12 protein-coding genes and 1 pseudogene are annotated in these 15,275 nt (G+C 73.3%); 6 read left to right on the top strand and 7 right to left on the bottom strand.

Features of this window, described 5'->3' with window-relative positions; translation table 11 throughout:
• Positions 1-15: 15 nt before the first annotated feature.
• Positions 16-927 carry a permease-like cell division protein FtsX gene (gene ftsX, locus ABZ449_RS16000; RefSeq protein WP_360345884.1) on the bottom strand — a complete coding sequence of 304 codons (912 nt, stop codon included), beginning with the start codon at positions 925-927 and terminating at the stop codon, positions 16-18.
• A 79-nt stretch (positions 928-1,006) separates the two neighbouring features.
• Positions 1,007-1,696, bottom strand: coding sequence for a cell division ATP-binding protein FtsE (gene ftsE, locus ABZ449_RS15995; protein WP_030059730.1), 690 nt, complete (start codon positions 1,694-1,696; stop codon positions 1,007-1,009).
• Between the two features lie 350 nt (positions 1,697-2,046).
• Between ftsE and ABZ449_RS15990 the strand changes: the two genes are divergently transcribed.
• Positions 2,047-2,241 carry a hypothetical protein gene (locus ABZ449_RS15990; protein ID WP_360345882.1) on the top strand — a complete coding sequence of 65 codons (195 nt, stop codon included), beginning with the start codon at positions 2,047-2,049 and terminating at the stop codon, positions 2,239-2,241.
• Between the two features lie 86 nt (positions 2,242-2,327).
• Here the strand turns inward: ABZ449_RS15990 and prfB are convergent, their stop codons facing one another.
• From prfB to ABZ449_RS15975, 3 genes are all read right to left on the bottom strand, one after another.
• Entirely contained in the window at positions 2,328-3,440 is a 1,113-nt protein-coding gene (gene prfB / locus ABZ449_RS15985; RefSeq protein ID WP_360345880.1) for a peptide chain release factor 2, read from the bottom strand.
• A gap of 58 nt (positions 3,441-3,498) precedes the next feature.
• Complete coding sequence (locus ABZ449_RS15980) at positions 3,499-4,752, bottom strand: serine/threonine-protein kinase (protein WP_360345878.1); 1,254 nt, start codon at positions 4,750-4,752, stop codon at positions 3,499-3,501.
• Between the two features lie 259 nt (positions 4,753-5,011).
• Positions 5,012-6,946 carry a serine/threonine-protein kinase gene (locus ABZ449_RS15975; protein WP_360345876.1) on the bottom strand — a complete coding sequence of 645 codons (1,935 nt, stop codon included), beginning with the start codon at positions 6,944-6,946 and terminating at the stop codon, positions 5,012-5,014.
• A gap of 379 nt (positions 6,947-7,325) precedes the next feature.
• Here ABZ449_RS15975 and ABZ449_RS15970 point away from each other — a divergent pair, with 379 nt between their 5' ends.
• Entirely contained in the window at positions 7,326-10,163 is a 2,838-nt protein-coding gene (locus ABZ449_RS15970; protein ID WP_360345874.1) for an FHA domain-containing protein, read from the top strand.
• Between the two features lie 349 nt (positions 10,164-10,512).
• On the opposite strand, the gene ABZ449_RS15965 is transcribed toward ABZ449_RS15970, so the two are convergent.
• Together ABZ449_RS15965 and ABZ449_RS15960 are read right to left on the bottom strand one after the other, a co-directional pair.
• Entirely contained in the window at positions 10,513-11,064 is a 552-nt protein-coding gene (locus ABZ449_RS15965) for a hypothetical protein (protein WP_360345872.1), read from the bottom strand.
• 14 nt (positions 11,065-11,078) lie between these two features.
• Entirely contained in the window at positions 11,079-11,498 is a 420-nt protein-coding gene (locus ABZ449_RS15960) for an ATP-binding protein (protein WP_360345870.1), read from the bottom strand.
• Positions 11,499-11,977: 479 nt separating this feature from the next.
• On the opposite strand from ABZ449_RS15960, the gene ABZ449_RS15955 reads away from it, so the two are divergent.
• From ABZ449_RS15955 to ABZ449_RS15940, 4 genes and pseudogenes are all read left to right on the top strand, one after another.
• Positions 11,978-13,060, top strand: coding sequence for a tetratricopeptide repeat protein (locus ABZ449_RS15955; RefSeq protein WP_360345868.1), 1,083 nt, complete (start codon positions 11,978-11,980; stop codon positions 13,058-13,060).
• Positions 13,044-13,535: pseudogene (locus tag ABZ449_RS15950) on the top strand (XRE family transcriptional regulator); the annotation flags it as partial. The gene ABZ449_RS15955 and the pseudogene ABZ449_RS15950, both read left to right, overlap by 17 nt.
• A 251-nt stretch (positions 13,536-13,786) precedes the next feature.
• Positions 13,787-14,254 (top strand): NUDIX domain-containing protein, encoded by a 468-nt coding sequence (locus tag ABZ449_RS15945; RefSeq protein WP_360345866.1) that lies wholly within the window; start codon positions 13,787-13,789, stop codon positions 14,252-14,254.
• Between the two features lie 350 nt (positions 14,255-14,604).
• Positions 14,605-15,273 (top strand): hypothetical protein, encoded by a 669-nt coding sequence (locus tag ABZ449_RS15940; RefSeq protein WP_360345864.1) that lies wholly within the window; start codon positions 14,605-14,607, stop codon positions 15,271-15,273.
• Positions 15,274-15,275: the final 2 nt, after the last annotated feature.

Below are 15,275 nucleotides of genomic sequence, written 5' to 3'. Positions count from 1 at the left end.
CGAGCCGTGCGGGGATCAGACCTTCAGGTACTTGCGCAGCGTGAAGAACGCCGCGACGCCGGCCATGCCCATACCCACCACGATCAACAGCGGTATCACCGCGAGCACCGAGCCGAGCCCGATGAAGTGGATGAACTGCACCCGGTCGGCCAGCCAGTTCTGGACGAAGAAGTGCCCGCCGATCAGCAGCCCGGAAGCCATCGCCGCGCCCAGCAGCGCCGAGAAGGCCGCCTCGGCGATGAAGGGCATCTGGACGTAGAAGTTCGAGGCGCCGACCAGGCGCATGATCCCGGTTTCGCGCCGCCTGCTGTACGCCGACACCCGGACGGTGTTGACGATCAGCAGCAGGGCGACGAACAGCATCAGCACCATGATCACGAACGCCGCGGTCTGGAGGCCGTTGAGCAGGCCGAACAGGTTCTCCAGGATCTTCCGCTGGTCCTCGACCGACTTCACGCCGGGCTTGCCGGCGAAGGCGCTCTGGATCACGTCGTACTTGGTCGGGTCGTTGAGCTTGACCCGCCAGGACTGTGGCATGGCGTCCGGGCCCAGGACGGAGATGAGCGGGTTGTCCGGGTTCATCTCCTTCCAGTGCTTGTACGCGTCGGCCGAGCTCTCGTAGGTGGACGACTGGACCACCGAGGCCATCTTGTCCAGCTGGTCCTTGATGTCCTGGACCTGCTGGTCGGTGGCCGCACCCTTGTCGCACTGGGGCGAGTTGCGGGCGTCCGCCTTGGTGCAGAAGTAGATGCTCACCTCGACCTTGTCGTACCAGTACCCCTTCATGGAGTTCACCTGGTCGCGGACCAGGAGCGAGGAACCGGCGAGGGCGAGGGAGAGCGCGACGCTGACCACGACCGCGATGGTCATGGTCAGGTTGCGTCGGAGACCCACACCGATCTCCGACAGGACGAACTGGGCACGCATGCGGGAAACAACTCCAGGGTCGGTACTGCTCCGGGACTGGCGGTTCGGGCCGGCGGCCCCACGGGTCAGCGCTGGTCGGTCAGTGCTGGTACCCGTAGACGCCGCGGGCCTGGTCGCGGACGAGCAGCCCCTTGTCGAGCTCGATGACGCGCTTGCGCATCTGGTCGACGATGGCCTGGTCGTGGGTGGCCATCAGCACCGTGGTGCCGGTGCGGTTGATGCGGTCGAGCAGCTTCATGATGCCGACCGAGTTCTGCGGGTCCAGGTTGCCCGTGGGCTCGTCCGCGATGAGCAGCATCGGACGGTTCACGAAGGCGCGGGCGATGGCCACGCGCTGCTGCTCACCACCGGACAGCTCGCCCGGCATGCGGTCCTCCTTGCCGCCGAGGCCGACCAGCTCCAGCACCTCGGGCACCACCTTGTTGATGGCGCTCTTGGGCTTGCCGATCACCTCCAGGGCGAAGGCGACGTTCTGCGCGACCGTCTTGTTCGGCAGCAGGCGGAAGTCCTGGAAGACGGTGCCCAGCTGGCGGCGCATGTGCGGCACCTTCCAGTTGGACAGCTTGCCGAGGTCCTTGCCCAGCACGTGCACCGCGCCCGTGCTCGGACGCTCCTCGCGCAGGCACAGGCGCAGGAAGGTGGACTTCCCCGAGCCGGACGAGCCGACCAGGAAGACGAACTCACCCTTCTCGATCTCCAGCGAGACGTTGTCCAGGGCGGGACGGTTCTGCTTGGGATAGGTCTTGGAGACGTTGTCGAATCTGATCACGGCTGCATCACGGAGGCCATCCTAGGCGGCGCCAGTCCTCGATCGGTCCGCCCCGGAGGCCCGGTCCATGGGCGGGCGACGGGAGCGCGGAGGGCTGCTCCCGGTCTGGGACCATACGCGAATCGGCAACCGGCCCGCAGGGGCCGCCCGTGACAACGACTGGACTCTGCGGGAGAATGTCCGTTTATGCCCCGAATATTGCGAGGCATCTCACAGCCCGGAAGCCGGAACCGCCGGAACCTGGCAGAGTGGAGGGGGCGACCGTGTCACGGCCGCTCCCCCGTACAGGGCAGCGCATGGAACCAAAGCCCCGTCCGGTGCGTTGGCAGTAGCAGCGAGGAGGAGATCGCATGACCTGCGACCATCTGGTGTGCGCCAACTGCAACGGCCGCGTCAGCGACGGGCGTTGCCCGGTGTGCCGGGCCAACCGGGCCCGGATTCAGGAGCAGCAGAGCCCGTTCGCCGCGCTCTCCCCCACGATGCTGCTGGCCCTCCTGGCCGGACTGCTCGCGGTGGCGCTGATCGCCCGGCAGGCTCTCGCCTGAGCCTGCGGGACGACTCCGACCCGAGCCTCCAGGACATACGAGAAGGCCCCCGACCGCTGCGGTCGGGGGCCTTGGTGCCTGCCTGCTTACTCGGCGCTGGTCTCGCGCTGCTTGCGCCAGCGGATCCCGGCCTCGATGAAGCCGTCGATGTCGCCGTCCAGCACGGCCTGCGGGTTGCCGGCCTCGTACGCGGTGCGGACGTCCTTCACCATCTGGTACGGGTGCAGCACGTAGGAGCGCATCTGGTTGCCCCAGGAGCTGCCGCTGTCCTTGAGCGCGTCCATCGCCGCCTTCTCCTCCTGGCGGCGCCGCTCCAGCAGCTTGGCCTGGAGGACGTTCATCGCGGACGCCTTGTTCTGGATCTGCGAGCGCTCGTTCTGGCAGGAGACCACGATGCCGGTCGGGATGTGCGTGATGCGCACCGCCGAGTCGGTGGTGTTGACGCCCTGGCCGCCGGGGCCGGAGGCGCGGTAGACGTCCACCCGCAGCTCGCCCTCGTCGATGTCGACGTGGTCGGACTGCTCGACGACCGGAAGGACCTCGACGCCGGCGAAGGAGGTCTGCCGGCGGCCCTGGTTGTCGAAGGGCGAGATGCGCACCAGGCGGTGGGTGCCCTGCTCGACGGAGAGGGTGCCGTAGGCGTACGGCGCCTTGACCGTGAAGGTCGCGGACTTGATGCCGGCCTCTTCGGCGTACGAGGTGTCGTACACCTCGGTGGGGTACCCGTGCCGCTCGGCCCAGCGCAGGTACATGCGCATGAGCTGCTCGGCGAAGTCGGCGGCGTCCACGCCACCGGCCTCGGCACGGATGTTGATCAGCGCCTCGCGGGCGTCGTACTCGCCGGACAGGAGGGTGCGGACCTCCAGCTCCTCGACCGCCTTCTGGAGGGCGACGAGTTCGGTCTCGGCCTCGGCGCGGGTGTCCGCGTCGTCCTCGGCCTCGGCGAGCTCGAACAGCACGCCCAGGTCGTCGATGCGGCCGCGCAGGCTCTCGACCCGGCGCAGTTCGCCCTGGAGGAAGGAGAGCCGGCTGGTCACCTTCTGCGCGTTCGCGACGTCGTCCCACAGGGTGGGGGCGGCTGCCTCCTCCTCCAGGACCGCGATGTCGGCCCGGATCTTGTCCAGGTCGAGGACGGCCTCGATCGACCCCATGGTCGTATCGAGGTTCTTGAGCTCTTCGGAAGGATCGACGGCTGCCACGCCCCCCAGGGTAATGGTTCCGGGAGTGGTCATGACGACACCCCCGTTCCCATCGGGCCTACGGAGCCCGCGGGGCGGTGCCGTGGACGGCCGGGCGGGCCGGGGGGCCGCCGTCCGGGACGGTGGCCGCGAACGCCGTCCAGGCCGCGGCGGCGCCCGCCAGCAGCAGGACGGTGGCGATCAGGACGGCCAGCAGCCGGCGGCGGCGCAGCAGGGCCTGGCGGTCCCGGCGGTGGCCCGGGGCGACCCGCTGGGCGCGGGACTCGAGCGCGTACGCGGCCAGCTCGTCGGCGGACGGGCGGCGCAGGCTGGTGTGGGTGTCCCGGGTGGAGTCCGGGGCGGCGCCCGGCACCAGCGGGACGGCCGGGCCGCGGCGGCGCTTGTGGACGCCGGGGCCGGCGTCGACCTCGGCGTAGACGGCCTCGCCCGGGGTCAGCTGCTCCTCGGCCGGGGCGCGGCCCTGGCCGGGCACGGCGAGCACCGGCAGGCCGGCCAGCGAGGGCAGCTGCTCGCGCAGCCTGGCGGCCAGCTCGGCGGCGCGCAACCGGGAGGCGGGGGCCTTGGCCAGGCACTCGGAGATGATCCGCCACAGCCCGTCCGGCAGGCCGGGGATCGGCGGCACCTGCTCGGTGACGTGCCGGCGCAGCACCGCGCCGGTGTGACCGCCGCCGAACGGGGTGAAGCCGGCCAGCAGCTCGTACAGCACGGTGGCGAGGGCGTAGATGTCGACGGCGGCGCGCGGCTCCAGGCCCTCGATGATCTCGGGGGCGAGGTAGTCGGGGGTGCCGATGATCCGGGTGGCCCGGGTGCGGCGCGGGGCGTCGACCAGGCGGGCCACGCCGAAGTCGGTGAGCTTGGCGCGCGGGGCGCCGCCCGGACCCGGGGCGGCGGCGAGGTCGAGCAGGACGTTCTCGGGCTTGACGTCGCGGTGGACGATGCCGGCCGCGTGCGCGGCGGCCAGGCCGTCGGCGACGTCGGCGATGATCGAGGCGGCGGTCTGCGGCGGCAGCGCGCCGTCCCGTTCCAGCCGGGAGCGCAGGTCGGTGCCCTGGACCAGCTCCATCACCAGGGCGAGGTCACTGCCGTCCACCACCATGTCGCGCACGCCGACCACCCGGGGGTGGTCGAGGCTGGTCAGCGCGGTGCGCTCCTGGACGAAGCGGCCGACCAGCACCTGGTCGGCGGCCAGGTCCTCGCGCAGCAGCTTGACCGCCACCGGGCCGTCGGGCCCCTCGCCGAGCCAGACCGTCCCGGCCGAACCCCGGCCGATCACCTGGTGGACGGTGTACCGGCTGCCGATCTTGCGTGCCAATGCTGCTCCGTGGGCGGCGCGGGAGCGCTCCGGGGGGTCCGGCGCGCTCGGTGGGGCGGGACAACAGCGACCAACCTACGCGCCCGGAGGCCCTGCGCGGGCCGTCCGAGGGGCCCGGAGCGGGAGTCTCGGCCGAGAAATCTCACGAATTGTCGACATAGCGTCAAAGTTGCCGTCTCGACGGGCCGGAGCCCGGATCGGCTCCGGCCCGGGCCCGGATCGGGCCCGGATCGGGCCCGGATCCGGGCCGGGGACGGCGCTACTTGCCGACGAGGCCGTTCACCCAGTCGCGCGCCGAGTCGAACCAGCCCACCACGTTGTCCCAGTACTGCGGCAGCGGCGTGAAGTTCCACAGCGCCAGCCCGGCCACGGCCAGCACCAGCAGCACCATCACACAGCCCTTGAGGCAGCCCAGCCCCGGGATGTACATCCGGTTGCGGCTGCGCGGGCGCGGCTCGCGGGCCGGCGCGGGCTCACGGCGGGCCGGGGCCGGCGGCTCCTCGCGACGCTGCGGCGGGGCCTCCCGGTACTGCGGCGCCGGCGGCTCGGCCCGGCGCGGCACCGGGGCGGGCGCGGGCGGCGGCGGGTAGCCACCCTGCGACTGCCCGTACCCGGCCGGGGGCTGCCGGTAGCCGCCGGGCGGCTGCGGACGGCCGCCCGGGCCGCCCTGGCCGGCGTGGCCACCCTGGCCGCCCTGGCCCGCCTGGTAGGGCGGCGGGGCCACCGGCGGGCGCTGCGCGTAGCCGGGCGGGGGCGGGGGCTGGCGGTAGCCGCCGGGCTGCTGGGGACGGCCGCCCTGGCCGGGGTGGCCACCCTGGCCGCCCTGGCCGCCCTGGCCGCCCTGGCCCCGCTGACCGGGGTAGCCGCCCTGGCCCGCCTGGCCGCCCTGGCCCGCCTGGAAGGGCGGCGGGGCGACCTGCGGCTCCGGGTACTCCTCGAAGTCCTCCGCGCCGAAGTAGCCGACCTGGGTCTGCTGGTTGCGGTCCCGCGCCGCGCGCAGCTGGGTCTGCCACGGGTGCGGCGCCTCCTCCTGCGGCGGCGCGACGGGCGGGGGCGGCGGCACCGCGACGGGCGGCATCACCCGGGTGCGGTCCTCGGCGCCCTGCGGAGGCGCCGGCGGCGGCTGGGTGCCCATCACCCGGGTCGCCGCGGCCGGGTCGTACTGCGCCCCGGCCGGGGTCGGCGGCAGCACCTGGGTGCGGTCCTCGGTGCCCGGGGCCGGGGCTCCCGGCACCGGCCCGGGCGCCATCGGCGGCGTCGTGGCGGGGACGGCGGCCGGCTGCGGGTCCGGCAGCAGCAGGGCGCCGACCGCCAGCGCCTCGTCGACCGCCGCCGGGGAGGCGTGCACGCCGACGCCGGCCGCGACCACCCGCAGCGCGTGGGCCAGCGAGGTGGCGCCGGGCCGCTGGGCCGGGTCCTTGCGCAGGCAGCGCTCGATCACCGTCCAGAGCGGCTCGGGCATGGTGCTGGGCCGCTGCGGCTCCTGGGCCAGGTGGGCCTGGAGCAGGGCGAGCGCGCTGTCGCCCTGGAACGGCTGCCGACCGGTGACCAGCTCGTACAGCATGATCCCGGCGCCGTACACGTCCACCGCGGAGGTCTGCGGGCGGCCCTCGGCGGACTCCGGCGCGACGTAGGCGGGGGTGCCGACGAACTCGTGGGTGCGGGTGACGCCCGGGGAGTCGGCGAGCCGGGCGATGCCGAAGTCGGTCAGCAGCGGGTGCATCCGCTCGGCGCCGTCCACCACGGTGGAGGCGAGCAGCACGTTGGCCGGCTTGAGGTCGCGGTGGACGATCCCGTCGGCGTGGCTGGCCGCCAGCGCGTCCGCGACCTGGGCCATCAGCAGGGCACCGGCGATCGGGCTGAACGGACCGTTGGCGCGCAGGTAGCGGGCCAGGTCGGGACCCTCCACCAGGTCCATCACCAGGGCCAGCAGCTCGCCCTCGACGACCAGGTCCCGGACCCGGACGATGTTGGGGTGGGTCAGCCGCAGCAGCAGCGAGCGCTCGCGCAGGAAGCGCATCACCACGTCGGGGTCGGCGGCCAGCTCCTCGCGCAGCACCTTGATCGCCACCCGCTGCCCGGGCGCGCAGCCCGGCACCTGGGCGTCCTCGCGCACCACACCGCGCCAGACGGTCCCGGTCGCACCCCGTCCGAGAGTCTCCTCCAGCAGATATTTGCTGCCGACTGGCCGCACCTGTCGCACTCCTCGCCGTGCCGCCCGCGCGGGGCGCTCCTCCGCCGGTGCGGTGAGCCTGCCGGGCCCGTGTCTGCGGCCACTCTAACGGTGTCGGTTCGGGTTTTTGAGGTGGCCGGTAGGCCATCCGTACGGTCTGGGGAAGGGTTGGGGGACATCCCCTAGGGAAGGTCCCGGGCACCCCGCGAGGGGGCCGTCGGCCCTGACTCCCCGTCGCCCCGACACGGCGTCGATCGCAAGATCGTCAAATCCGGTACGGTGCGCGGACCGTCCTCGACGGATGGCAGGATGGACACTCGCCACTCGTGTGGCCCAACGGTGCCCACGGCACCGGGCAGCGGTACCAGGTTCACATCAGCAGAAGGGACCCGCGGGCGAGATGCAGATCCGGCTGACCGTCCTCCGACCGCGCAGCGGCCCGTCCGCCGCCGGCTCCGCCATCCCCTACGTGGACGTGCTGGTCACCGCGCCCGTCGGCACCGCACTCGGCGCCATCGCGGGTGCGCTCGCGGGCGCCGTGGGCGTGCGCGGGCCGCGGGCCGCCACCCACGTGCACCTGTACGCCGGGGCACACCGGGTGGACGAGCACACCCTGCTCGGCCACCCCCCGCTGCTCGACGGCGCCGTCCTCAGCCTGAACGAGCCCGACCCCACCGCCGAGGACCCCGACGACACCCCCGCCGCCGCCGAACTGCGCGTGGTCGGCGGCCCCGACGCCGGCGGCGTGCACCGGCTGCACGGCCGGGAGATCCGGATCGGCCGCTCCGCCGAGGCCGACGTCCCGCTCGACGACCCGGACGTCTCCCGGCTGCACCTCGCCCTGCACCTCGCCGAGGACGGCCGGGTCTCCGTGCGCGACCTCGGCTCCACCAACGGCACCGCGCTGGACGGCCGACTCGTCCCGCCCGGCCCGCCGGAGGCCGCCGTCCCGCTGGAGCCCGGCGCCGTGCTGCGGATCGGCGAGTCCACCCTCCAGGTGGCCGCCCCCGGCCCGGCCGAAGCCCCCGGGGCCGTCCGCGCCGCCCTGCCGGACGGCAACGGCCACCTCCAGCTCGCCGCCCCCGGCCCGGCCCGGCCCGCCCCGCCCGCGGTCGAGCCGCCCGCCGCCCCCGAACCGGCCCCCGGCCGCGGCCGCGGCCTGTTCTCCCTGCTGCCCGGCCGCGCCGTCGAGCCGCCCGGCCAGGAGAGCGCCGAACGCCACCACGCCGCGGTGCGGCTGCGCCAGACCGCCGCCCAGCGCGAGCGCTGGCCCGACCTCGCCACCCTGCTGCTCAACGCCGTCGGCCCCGGCCCCCGTCTCTGGGAGCGCGGCCCCGGCCACCCCGACGCGCTCACCCTGCGCCTGGGCACCGCCGACCGCCCCGGCGGCCCCGGCACCACGCCCGGCACCACACTGCCCGCCGTCCCGGTCACCCTCGACCTCCAGACCGCCGGCAGCCTCGGCCTCAGCGGCCCGCGCGAGCGCCTGGACGCGCTCACCCGCGCCGTCGTCGCCCAGCTCGCCGCGCTGCACCCGCCGACCGGACTGAGCCTGGTCGTGGTCGACGCCGACCCGGCCCGCGCCGCCGAGGAACGCGCCGACACCTGGGCCTGGGCCCTGTGGCTGCCCCATCTGCGCCCGGTCGACGGCCAGGACTGCCGGCTGCTGATCGGCCTCGACGACGAACAGGCCACCGCCCGGCTGACCGAGCTCACCGCCCGCCTCAGCGGCCCCAGCGGCCTCGGCGGCCACCCCGCGACCGTGGTCGTGGTGGACGGCCGACCGGCCACCGAGGCCGCCCGGCAGGCGCTCGACCTGCTGCTGCGCCAGGGGCCGGCCGTCGGCATCTTCCCGATCTGCCTCGCCGAACAGCCCGAACTGCTCCCCCGGGGCCTCGGCGCCACCGCCCTCATCACCGGCGAGGTCGGCACCCAGCTCTCGCTGGACCGCCCGGTCGCCCGCGGCCGGGAGACCCTGCACGAGGTCTCGCTGGACGCCGTCTCGGACGCCTGGGCCGAACGGCTGGCCCGCGTCCTCGCCCCGCTGCGCGAGGCCGTCCCGGCCGCCCGCGGCCCGCTGCCCGACGTGCTGCGGCTGCTCGACCTGCTCCAGCTCGACACCGTCACCCCGGCCAAGCTGTCCGCCCGCTGGGAGGCGCACGCCGGCGGCATCGGCGCCGCCACCGCCCTGCTCGGCACCACCCGGGACGAGCTCTGCACGCTCGACCTCGCCGACCCCGAACTCACCCTCCCCTCCCCCGACCCGGGCGGCCCGCACCTGCTGATCGGCGGCGCCCGCGGCTCCGGCAAGACCGAGCTGCTGCGCACCCTGGTCGCCTCGCTCGCCGTCTCCGAGCGGCCCGAGCGGCTGACCGTCACGGTCATCGAGGGCCGGGCCACCTCGGACGGCCAGGACGGCCTGGACGGCTGCACCGAGCTGCCGCACGTCACCGGCCGGGTGAACGCCGCCGCCGACCCGCGCGGCGCACTGCTCGCAGCGGAGGCCCTGGAGGACGAACTCGCCCTGCGGGAGCGGCTGTTCGACGGGCTGGACTTCGCCTCCTGGCACGCCGCGCGCATCTTGGACGCGCAGAGCCTGGACGGGCCGGAGGAGGACACGGAGCGCGCCAAGGTCCCGGTGCCCGCCGCCGTCGGCGGCGGAGCGGCCACCACCCCCCGGATCATCCCGCCGCGCAGCGCGGAGGGCCCCCGCCCGACCGGACCGGCCGCTCCCCCGGCCCGGCTGGTCGTCGTCGTCGACGACTACGACGCCCTGCTCTCCCCCACCTCCCCCGCCGGCCGGCCGCTCGCCCGCGCGCTGACCGCCGTCGCCCGCCGCGGCGGGCCGCTCGGCGTGCACCTCGCCGTCGCCACCGGGCGCCCGGAGGAGAGCGCCGGCACCGAGGTGGACGAGGCCGCGCTGCTCCGGATCGCCCTGCGCACCGACGACCCGGCCGACTCCGACCTGCTGATCCACCTCGGCGACGCGGCGGCCCTGCCCGAGGACACCCCGGGCCGCGGCTACCTCCGGCTCCCGGACGGCGGCGTCAGCGCCTTCCAGACCGCCCGGATCAGCGGGCGCATCCCGCGCACCGCCACCCTGCGGCCCACCGTCGTCGCGATAGACCCGCTCCAGCTCGGCGCCCCGCCGGCCCGCCGCCCGGTCCGCGAACTCGGCAACGGCCCCACCGACCTCGCCCTCCTCGCCAGCGCCCTCCAACGCGCCGCCGCCCGCTGACGGCCCGTCCGCCGCGCCTCCGTCGCCGCTTCGGCCCAGCCGAAGCGGCGACGACAATCCCCGGTACGCCTTTCTGCGCAGGAAGTCGACCAGGCCGACTTCCGGCGCAGGCGATGGGCGCCCATCCGCTCCTTCCACAGAGACAACACCGTGCGGGCGGGTCGGAATGGCGGCAACAGGTCCAGTGACCGATGGACAGAACCGGGCGGGAGAGCTTTGGCGGCCCGGCCACTCATGGCCGGGGCCGCCGACATCGGCCCGTCGGCGTCCTCACCGTCCTCTCGGCCTTGGCGTGTGGCGCCGGGCTGCGGCCGCTGCGCGGGAAGTCGGCGGGGCCGACTTCCCGCGCTTACAGGCAGGTTGCACGGGTGCGACAGTGGGTGAGGGCATACCTGATGCGATGGTCGGAGGGGAGGGTGGTGGCGAGGAGTTCACCGGCAGTGACGAGGCTGGCCCAGTAGCGGGTGGGGTCACCGGTGCGGGGCAGGGGGCGGGCAGCGGCGAGGGAGAGGTAGGCCGCGGTGAGGTTGCCGGTGGTGAACCAGCGCTGGAGGCCGTGCTGGTGGCCGGGGCGGATACCACCCATGGCGTCGATGGCGACCAGGAAGTGCTTGACGACGGTGAGTTCGGTGTCGGTGAGGGACTTGGGGACGTCGAAGACGCCGAGGGCTTCGAGGAGTTCACCGGTGTCGTGCTCGGTGTCGGGGCGGGGGTCGGCGAGCAGGGCGTCGTAGCACTCGGCCAGGCGGCGAGAGGTCTCGGCGAGCGGGATGTCGAGGGCGAGGCAGACGGCGCGGGCGGTGGGCAGCGGCTTGTGGCCCAGGCGGGCGATCAGGGCGTAGGTCGCCGCCGGGGTGGCGCCACGGGAGAGGGTGTGCCGGGCGAGGGTGGCGAGGTGCATGGGGAATCGGGCTTTCAGAGGGTGGTGGCGGGGGCGATGAGGGCCCAGACGAACTTGCCGATGCCGCAGGGACGGTCGGCGCAGCCCCAGCGTTCGGCCAGTTCGCTGACGAGGAACAGCCCGCGCCCGTGCTCGTCGTCCAAGGCCGGTACGTGGAGGGTGGGGTGGGTAGTGCCAGCGTCGTGGACTTCGAGGCGGAGGCGGGAGCCGATGAGGACAAAGCGGACCTCGACGTGGCAGTCGTCGGGCGCGTCGGAGTGCTGGACCGCATTGGCGAAGAGTTCGCACAGCAGCAGCTCGGCGGTGTCGCAGTAGCGATCCCCGGAGGGCAGGCCGGAGAGGTAGGCCCGGAGCATGTACCGGGCCAAAGGTGTGGATTCGATACGGGAGTCGAGGCGCCCAACGAACGTGCGGGGCCGGCAGGCAGTGAGCATGGGGAAGCACCTCGAAGGGACAGGTAGTGGGGGCCAGCCACACCACTACTGGTGATCGGCCGATGACGAACAGTCAACTGCCGTGCCTGGTGGTCGGCTATGGTCGAGATGAGCCGGGACGTTGAAACCCTTGAAACCCGATCCGAGGGCAGCAATGGCAGCACGCGAACGGACACCCAACGGCAAGCTCGCCGCATTGGTCGCCGAGTGCCGGTGGGCGAGCAACGGCGAGTTCGCCCGGGCGGTCAACCGGGCCGGAACCGAAGCCGGTTACAAGCTGCGGTACGACGAGTCGGCCGTCTCACACTGGCTCTCGGGCACCCGCCCCATGGCCAAGTACCAGAAGGTGGTCCTGGAGACGCTGGCCCGCCGCCTGAGCCGACCCGTCACCGCGTTCGAGGCGGGGTTCTCCGATCGGCCTGACGTCCGACCCCGGTCCGGGGACGGTGGCCGGGCTGATCGACCTCGGGAGCATGGACATGGACCCATCGCGCAGGGGTGTACTCGGAGCAGGCCTCTACTCGGTCGCCCTCACCATTCCCGACTGGCCGGACGTCATCGGGCGGTTCGACCGACTGAAGACCAACCCGCACACCAGGATCGGCATGGCCGAGGTCGAGGCCGTGATCGCCATGACCGAGCGGATCAGCGAGATCGACGACCAGTTCGGCGGCCGGACCGCCCGCCCGATGGCCGCCGCGTTCATGGTCAACAACATCGTGCCGCACCTGAAGGCCACCGCCGCCGACGACGTACGCAAGGCGATGCTGTCCGCCGCCGCCGACCATCTCTACCTGACTGGCTACATGGCCGTGGACGAGCGCCTGGACCTGCTCGGCCAGGCCTACTACACCAAGGCCCTGGAGCTCGCGCTCGCCGCTGGCGACCACCTCACCTACTGCACCACCCTGCGCGGCATGAGCGTCCAGGCCGTCGAACTCGGCCACGGAGCAGCCGCCTTGCGGTACGCGAACGCCGCAGCTGCCGCCTCACCCGAGGCAGGACCTCGGATGCGCGCCTTCCTCGCCGGTCAGCAGGCCCACGCCCTCGCCCAGACCGGCGATCGCACCGGTGCGCTCGCCAAGCTCCACGAGGCCGAAGTCTCCATGGAACAGGCCGAGTCCAAGGCCAAGGCCCACGGCTCCTACGACCCCGCCTCGCTCTCGTACCACGTCGCCCAGGTCAACTACGAACTCGGCGACCGAGAAGGGGCGATCCGCGCACTCCAGCACTCCGAGAAGGTCCGCCCCACCGTGTACCGCCGGGCCCGCGTCCGCCACCTCGCGATGCTCGCCGAATGGCAGCTCGAAGGCGGCCGGCTGGAGGAGGCCGTCCAGAACTGGAACCTCGCCCTGGACGATTACCCGCACGTCCAGTCCGGCCGGGCCGACGACCGCTTCCACGCCATGCTCTCCGCGAGCCGATCGCATCGCCGGAACCCCCACGTGCGTGGGCTCCTCGAACGCGCCCACCCCATGGCGGGCGGCCGACAGCACGGAAACACCCTGAACCCCTTCCCAGCCAAGACAAGTTCGCGCAATGCCCGAGGGTGGAGGGCATGACGTGATCAGCGATGAACCGGGCGTGCCTCCGCAGGCCGCGCCCGCTCCCGTGGGCGAGGTCTACTCGGGGGTCTGGATCAGCCACTACGAGTTCTTCAGCAGCAACCGGGAGAACACGTTCACCGGCTTGCACCACGTCGTGCTGTCCCAGAGCGGGAACCGGATCACCGGCCGGTCCCTCCCCGGCGCGTCGTCCAATCCCGACTCGCCACTGTCGTTCGACCTGACCGTCGACCGAAACGTCGTGACGGGCTCGCGGGTGGAACAGACCACACAGGACGGCTACTACCAGGGGGCCAGGTACCACGGCGCCATTCAGCTGCTGGTCGATCCGACCGGTCGCCGGATGACCGGCAAGTGGGTCGGTTTCGGCAAGGAGTTCGACGTCAACACCGGACCCTGGGAGCTGCGCCTGCTGGACAGGTCCACAGCTGACAGCGTCCTGGGCCGCTACAGCGTGCCGCCGGAGGCGTAGGGCGCCTCACCGCACTCCGCCCTCGACCTGGCGCGGGCCGGCCTCATCCAGCCGATCGTTCTGCGCGCCCAGGCCCTCCAGTCCTCCCCGTCTCCCTGGTCGACCGAGAGGCCTGCACGGGAGCTCGCCGCGCGCGTGAGAGAGTCGAGCCCAGGATGACGGCGTGTTCGATCGCTTCGCCGGTCACGTCGAGGACTTGTGGGCGAACGGGCGTGACGTATGGACGGTCCCGGCAGCAGAGGTGGCGGATCATGCCCAGGCGTGACTACGAGGACGACCCCAATGCCCCGGAGGCGAACTCGCTGGTCCCGGCCGCGTCCGTGGTCGTCGTCGACGATGCGGGCCGCGTCCTGCTCCAGCGGCGTACCGACAACGGAATGTGGGCGCTCCCCGGGGGCAAGATGGACATCGGTGAGTCGCTCGCCGGATGCGGTGTCCGCGAGACGCGCGAGGAGACCGGCATCGAGGTGGAGATCACGGGAATCGTCGGCACCTACACCGACCCCCGGCACGTCTTCGCCTACGACGACGGCGAGGTCCGCCAGGAGTTCTCCATCTGCCTCATCGGACGCCCGCTCGGAGGAGAGCTGCGAGTGTCCGACGAGTCCCACGAGGTGGCATGGTTCGCCCCGGCCGAGACGGACGGGCTGCCGATGGTGTCGAGCATCCGCAAGCGATTGGCCGACTGGCGCTCCGGGGCGATTCCCGTGGTGCGCTAGCCGCCGTTCGCCGTTCGGCCACAGGTCCGTCATGCCGTGAACCTCCTCGAACGCGCTCGGCCCACGGAGGGCGGGCGGGAATTCGCAAACGGTTCGCACCCTGTGTAGCCGATGTGCTACTTTCCGCATCATCAACAGAACATAGGAGACCCCGGCGGTGGTGGAACACCCCGGGGTCGGGCACCAGGAGCAAGCAACTCCAGATGCAGATTCATCGTAGCGTTCACACGCGCGCGTTCACCGTGCTTCCCAACGGCCTGTTGCAGGACCGTCGGCTCAGTTACACCGCTCGCGGCCTCCTCGCCGATCTCCTCTCCCGCCCGGACGGGTGGCGGGAGGACGGGCGGCAGATGGCGGACAGCAGTCCGCAGGGGCGGGGTGCCGTGCGGCGGGCGCTCAAGGAGCTGAAGGACGCCGGGTACTACCGGGTCGACACGGTCCGGATGCCCGACGGCACCGTCCGGTCCGAGGCCCACGTCTTCGACACCCCGCACCGCGCACCGGCTGTCCCCCCTCCGGATTCCGGTGGGCGAGGGACCGGCGGCGCTGCCACCCCTCCCGTAAAGGACCCGGGACAAGAACCCACCCTCCCGGATGAACGGACGCGGGCGGCCGTGGCCACCCTGTTCCGGGTGATCCGGCCCGAACCGCGTCTGCGCCTCGGCGAGGCCGAGGCGCAGACGCTGGCCCCGCTCGTCGCGCAGTGGCTGGAACGGGGCAGCAGCGAGGCCGAGTTGGCCCAGGCCCTGCTCCCCGGGTTGCCGCAGCCGATGCACTGCCCGGCGGCGATCCTCCGGGACCGGCTGCGACGCAAGCTGCCACCGGAACAAGCGGCGCCGCCACCGGCGCCGTACGCCGAGTGCGGCCACTGCCACGATCCGGTGCCCCGGCCCGGCATCTGCCGCGCCTGCGCGGGCCTCGGCACGAGAACCGTCGCCATCGGCACCGGGGCCCGGGCCACCCCGAGGGGCGTGGCCCGGGCGCGCGCGGCGCTGCGCGGGCGGCCTCAGCCGGCCTGAGA

Origin of the sequence: Kitasatospora sp. NPDC005856 (assembly GCF_040629945.1) — a bacterium.
Classification (GTDB): Bacteria; Actinomycetota; Actinomycetes; order Streptomycetales; family Streptomycetaceae; genus Kitasatospora.
This window is presented reverse-complemented; position numbering and strand designations above follow the sequence as displayed.